At 65.6% G+C, this 5,570-nt stretch carries 5 protein-coding genes; all 5 read right to left on the bottom strand.

The features are described 5' to 3' along the window. The coding region (locus tag RMO40_RS24835) for a Mur ligase domain-containing protein (RefSeq protein WP_309726536.1) at positions 1-464 on the bottom strand (464 nt) is incomplete at its 3' end. Continuing rightward, positions 461-1,534: an undecaprenyldiphospho-muramoylpentapeptide beta-N-acetylglucosaminyltransferase gene (murG, locus tag RMO40_RS24830; RefSeq protein ID WP_309726533.1), complete on the bottom strand. Its 1,074-nt coding sequence runs from the start codon at positions 1,532-1,534 to the stop codon at positions 461-463. The genes RMO40_RS24835 and murG, both read right to left, overlap by 4 nt. Beyond that, on the bottom strand, positions 1,531-2,793 hold the full coding sequence (ftsW, locus tag RMO40_RS24825; RefSeq protein WP_489660241.1) for a putative lipid II flippase FtsW: 1,263 nt from the start codon (positions 2,791-2,793) through the stop codon (positions 1,531-1,533). Before ftsW ends, murG begins: the two co-directional genes overlap by 4 nt. Beyond that, positions 2,790-4,670: a UDP-N-acetylmuramoyl-L-alanine--D-glutamate ligase gene (murD, locus tag RMO40_RS24820; RefSeq protein ID WP_309726531.1), complete on the bottom strand. Its 1,881-nt coding sequence runs from the start codon at positions 4,668-4,670 to the stop codon at positions 2,790-2,792. The genes ftsW and murD overlap by 4 nt, the downstream gene beginning before the upstream one ends. Then, positions 4,670-5,570 (bottom strand): phospho-N-acetylmuramoyl-pentapeptide-transferase (gene mraY, locus RMO40_RS24815; protein ID WP_309726529.1); only part of this gene is annotated, 901 nt, incomplete at its 5' end. The genes murD and mraY, both read right to left, overlap by 1 nt.

Genomic DNA, 5,570 nt, shown 5'->3' with positions numbered 1-5,570 from the left:
TCGCCCGAGCCGAGGCGCGAGTTGGCACCGGCCGCGTTGAGCTTGCCGCCGATCACGAAGGTCGGGTCCAGGCCCGCCTCGGCCAGCACGCTGGTCACGAGCGAGGTCGTCGTGGTCTTGCCATGGGTGCCGGCAATGGCGATGCCGCGCTTCAGGCGCATCAACTCGGCCAGCATCACGGCGCGCGGCACCACCGGCACCCGCTTGGCGCGGGCGGCGATCACCTCGGGGTTGTCTGACTTCACCGCGGTGGAGGTCACCACCGCTTCGGCGCCGACGATGTGCGCCGACTCATGCCCGACGAACACCTTGATGCCCAGCGTGGCCAGCCGGCGCGAGGTCGGGCTGTCGCTCTGGTCGGAGCCCGAGACCACGTAGCCGAGGTTGTGCAGGATCTCGGCGATGCCGCTCATGCCGGCGCCGCCGATGCCCACGAAGTGAATGTGTTTGACGGCGTGTTTCATGTGGCCAACGCCTCCAGTTCATTGGCGACATGCGCCGCCGCCTTCGGCCGCGCCAGCGCGCGGGCCTTGGTGGCCATGTTCAACAGCGCGTCGCGCGTCAGGCTCTTCAACATTTCAGCCAGACGCTGCGGCGTGAGTTCGGTTTGTGGCAGGTGGATCCCCGCACCTTGTTTGGCCAGCCACTGCGCGTTGTCGCGCTGGTGGCTGGTGGTGCTCACGACCAAGGGCACCAGCACGCTGGCCACACCGGCGGCGCACAACTCGCTCACCGTCACCGCACCCGCGCGGCAGACGATCAAGTCGCACCAAGCCAGGCGCTCCGACATGTTGTCGATGAAGGGCAGCACCTCGGCGTCGACCTGGGCGGCAGCGTAGGCAGCACGCACCTTCTCGTGGTGGGCGGTGCCGGTCTGGTGAGTCAGCAGCGGGCGCTCAGCCTGGCCGAGCAGCGCGATCGCCTGGGGCAGGGCTTCGTTCAAGGCCGAGGCCCCCAGGCTGCCACCGACCACCAGCACGCGCAGCGGGCCACTGCGGTGCTCGCAGCGCTCCAGCGGCGTGGGCAGGTTCTCGATCTCGGCGCGCACCGGGTTGCCGGTGACCACGCCTTGTTTGGTCTTGCGTGCTGCGTCGCCATCGAAGCCAAACGCCACCTTGTCGGCGACCGGCAGCAGGCTCTTGTTGCTCATCAACAGCGCCGCATCGGCGTTGACCAGCATCAACGGCTTGCCCAGCAACGAAGCCATCAGCCCGCCGGGGAAGCAGACATAGCCGCCCATGCCCAACACCGCATTGGCTTGGCGCTTGCGAATGATCTGCAGGCAGCTCCAGAACGCGCCGAGCAGGCGAAAGCCGCCGGTCAGCGTGTGCACCAGGCCCTTGCCACGCAAACCGCTGAACGTGATGTTGTCCATCGGGATGCCACTCGGCGGCACCAGCTTGTTTTCCATGCCGTGCGTGGTGCCGAGCCAGCTCACCGTCCAGCCGCGGGTTTGCATCTCCTTGGCGACGGCGAGGCCGGGGATGACGTGGCCTCCGGTGCCGGCCGCCATGATGATGAGGTGCTTGCTCATGCCCGCCCCCCGCGCATCAACTGCCTGTTCTCGATATCCACCCGCAGCACGATCGCCAGCGCGATCATGTTCATCAGGATCGCCGAGCCACCAAAACTCATCAGCGGCAAGGTGAGCCCCTTGGTCGGCAACACCCCCAGGTTCACGCCCATGTTGATGAAAGCCTGGCCACCCATCCAGATGCCGATGCCCTGCGCAAACAAGCCCGCGAACACACGGTCCAAGGCCACCGCCTGGCGGCCAATGTGAAAGATGCGGCGCGACAGCCAGAAGAACGCAAAGATCACCGCGACGACGCCGACAAACCCCAGCTCTTCACCGATCACGGCGAGCAGAAAGTCAGTGTGGGCCTCGGGCAGGTAGTGCAGCTTCTCGACGCTGGCTCCCAGGCCCTGGCCAAAGATCTCACCCCGACCAAACGCAATCAACGAGTGCGAGAGCTGATACGCCTTGCCCAGCGTGTACTTCTCGTCCCACGGGTTGAGGTAGGCAAAGATGCGCTCACGCCGCCACTCGCTGAAGCTGATCATCAGCACAAAAGCACCGACCAGCACGGCGGTGATCAGGAAGAACATGCGGCCGTTCACGCCACCGAGAAAGAGAATGCCCATCGCGATGGTGGCGATGACCATGAACGCCCCCATGTCGGGCTCGGCCAGCAGCAGCATGCCCACCACGGCCACGCTCACGGCCATCGGCATCACGGCGCGGAAGAAGTTTTCTTTCACTTCCATCTTGCGCACCATGTAGTTGGCGGCATAGAGCGCAATGGCCAGCTTGGCGAGTTCAGAAGGCTGGAAGTTGGTGATGCCGAGCGGGATCCAGCGGCGCGCACCGTTCACACCCTTGCCCACGTGCGGGATCAGCACCGCCACCAGCAGCATCAACGCGCCGGCAAACAACCACGGCGCCGATTTCTCCCACACGCTCACCGGCATCTGCACCACGACCACCGCGGCCACCAGGGCGACCAGGATCGCAAACGCATGGCGCATCAAGAAATGAGTCTGCGCATAACGCGCGAACTTCGGGTTGTCGGGCAAGGCCACCGAAGCCGAATACACCATCACCAGGCCGAGCGCGAGCAAGGCCACCACGACCCAGATCAGCGCCTGGTCGAAGCCTTGCAGCTTGGTCGGCTGGCCGGTGGTGCCGTTCCAGTCGCGGATGGGCACGGCCGTACCGCCGCCGCCCTTGATCAACGCGGCGATGCGCGCTTTCAGCGCGTCGAGGCCCAGGCGTGATGCAAGCGCCGTCACACGATCTCCCCACTCGCTGCCGCCAGCGCCCGCACTTCATTCACGAACACCTCGGCGCGGTGAGCGTAGTTGCGAAACATGTCGAGGCTCGCGCAAGCCGGGCTCAGCAGCACCGCATCGCCGGCATGCGCACGCTGGAAGGCCCATTGCGTGGCAGCCTCCAGCGTGTCGTGCCGTTGCACGCTCACACCGGTATAGCGGAGCACCTGCTCGATGGCCTCGGCATCGCGGCCGATCGTGGCCACGGCGCGGGCGTGTTTTTGCACCGGCGTCGCGAGCGGCGAAAAGTCTTGGCCCTTGCCGTCGCCACCGAGGATCACCACCAGCTTCGACGGTGCCTTGTCGTCGCCCAGGCCGTTGAGCGCGGCGACCGTTGCGCCGACGTTCGTGCCCTTGCTGTCGTCATAAGCCTCGACACCGTTCACCAACGTGATGAACTCCACGCGGTGCGGTTCGCCGGCGTATTCACGGAGGCCGTGCAACATGGGCGCGAGCGGGCAACCCACGGCCGTGGCGAGCGCGAGCGCCGCCAATGCGTTGGCAGCGTTGTGGCGGCCACGTACCTTCAAGGCATCGGCGGGCATCAGGCGCTGGATGTGCAGGTCTTCGGGCTCAACGACCGCGCCCTTCTTCGGCTTCTTGATCGTCTCGTCGGCTTCCATCGCACGCACCAGCCAGGCGATGCCGTTTTCGACCAGCAGACCGAAGTCACCGGGGTGCTTCGGTGCGTCCAGCCCGAAGCGCACGACGTGGCGCTCGACGGGCTTGGCGAAGCGGCCCTTGCCCGGGATGGGCGCGGGGATCATCTTCTCGGTCGCTGCGTCGTCGCGGTTGATCACCATCACGGCCTGCTGGCCGAAGATGCGCGACTTGGCGGCGGCATACGACTCCATGCTGCCGTGCCAGTCGAGGTGGTCTTGTGTGACGTTGAGCACCACGGCCGCGCTGGGCTCGAAGCCTTGCACGCCATCGAGTTGAAAGCTCGACAACTCCAGCACCCAGACCTCGGGCAGGTGTTCGAACACCGGGCCGGGTGGAGGGGGTGGGATCAGGTGCGGGGGTGGGCCGCCGCCGGTGGGGGTGTCGTCTTCGGGTTGCGTCGCCTCTGCGGCGACAGGCCCTTCGACAGGCTCAGGGCGAACGGATTCTTCTATGGCCGCTTCAGCTGACTCTTCTTCAGGCTCGCCGTCGCCCGCGCTCAGTTCCTCAGCCGTACTCAGTTCCTCACCCGTACTCAGTTCCTCACCCGCACTCCGTTCGGGCTGAGCCTGTCGAAGCCCAGCAACGTCCTCAGCCGACCCTTCGACAGGCTCAGGGCGAACGTCGGTGGTGGTGGCGCTGGCTTCCGAATCAACCGGCACGGGCTCCGCCGCCAGCACATCCGCCAGCGTCTGCAACATCGTCGGCCCGATGTTGCCGGCCACGGCCACACGCTTGTCGGCACGCTCAATGAGCTGAGCCGTCATCGAGGTGGTGGTGGTCTTGCCGTTGGTGCCGGTGATGGCAATCACCTTGGGCGCGTAGCCGCGCTCGGCCTTCAGGTCGGCCAGCGCACGGGCAAACAGGTCGAGCTCGCCTTGCACCGGCACACCCGTCTGGCGGGCGGTGTTGATCACCGTGGCAATGCGCTCATCGGCGGGCGCCAGGCCGGGGCTCTTGAGCACCAGTTGCACACCTTGCAAGGCGTCGTCGCCCAAGTCGCCACTCAAACGCTGCGCGGCAGGAACATGCTCAAGCAAAGCAGCATCGTGCGGCGCCTGATCGCGCGAGTCCCACACACGCACTTGCGCCCCATGGTTCGCGCACCAGCGCGCCATGGCGAGGCCCGACTCACCCAAGCCCAGAACAAGAACGATGCTGTCCTTCAGTTGCTTCATCAACGTAATTTCAGACTCGCCAAACCCACCAGGCACAAGAGCATGGTGATGATCCAGAACCGCACCACGACCTGCGTTTCTTTCCAACCCGATTTTTCGAAGTGGTGGTGCAGCGGCGCCATCTTCAAGATGCGCCGGCCGGTGCCGAACTTCTTCTTCGTGTACTTGAACCAGCTCACCTGCACCATCACCGACAGCGCCTCGGCCACGAACACGCCGCCCATGATCGAGAGAACAATCTCTTGGCGTGTGATGACGGCGATGGTGCCCAGCGCGCCACCCAGCGAGAGCGCGCCCACGTCGCCCATGAACACCTGCGCCGGGTGGGTGTTGAACCACAGGAACGCGAGGCCCGCGCCCGCCATCGCGGCACAGAAAATCAGCAATTCGCCGGCCCCGGGGATGTACGGGAATATCAGGTACTTGCTGTACACCGAGCTGCCCGTCACGTAGGCAAACACACCCAGCGCCGAGCCGACCATCACGACCGGCATGATCGCCAGGCCGTCGAGGCCGTCGGTCAGGTTGACCGCGTTGCTGGCGCCGACGATCACGAAGTAGGTCAGGGCGATGAAGCCGAACACCCCGAGCGGGTAGCTGACCGACTTGAAGAACGGCACGATCAGGTCGGCCTTCGGCGGCAGGTCGTTCGAGAAGCCGCTCTGGACCCAGCGGATGAAGAGCTCCAGGACGCGCAGGTTCGAGGTCTCGCTGACGCTGAACGCGAGGTAGAGCGCGGCCTCCAGGCCGATCACCGACTGCCAGAAATACTTCTCGCCCGAGGCCATGCCCTCGGGGTTCTTCTGCACCACCTTGCGCCAGTCGTCGACCCAGCCGATGGCGCCGAAGCCGAGCGTCACGACAAGCACGATCCAGACGAAGCGGTTGCTCCAGTCGAAC

Origin of the sequence: Rhizobacter sp. (assembly GCF_031412075.1) — a bacterium.
GTDB lineage: Bacteria > Pseudomonadota > Gammaproteobacteria > Burkholderiales > Burkholderiaceae_C > Rhizobacter.
This window is presented reverse-complemented; position numbering and strand designations above follow the sequence as displayed.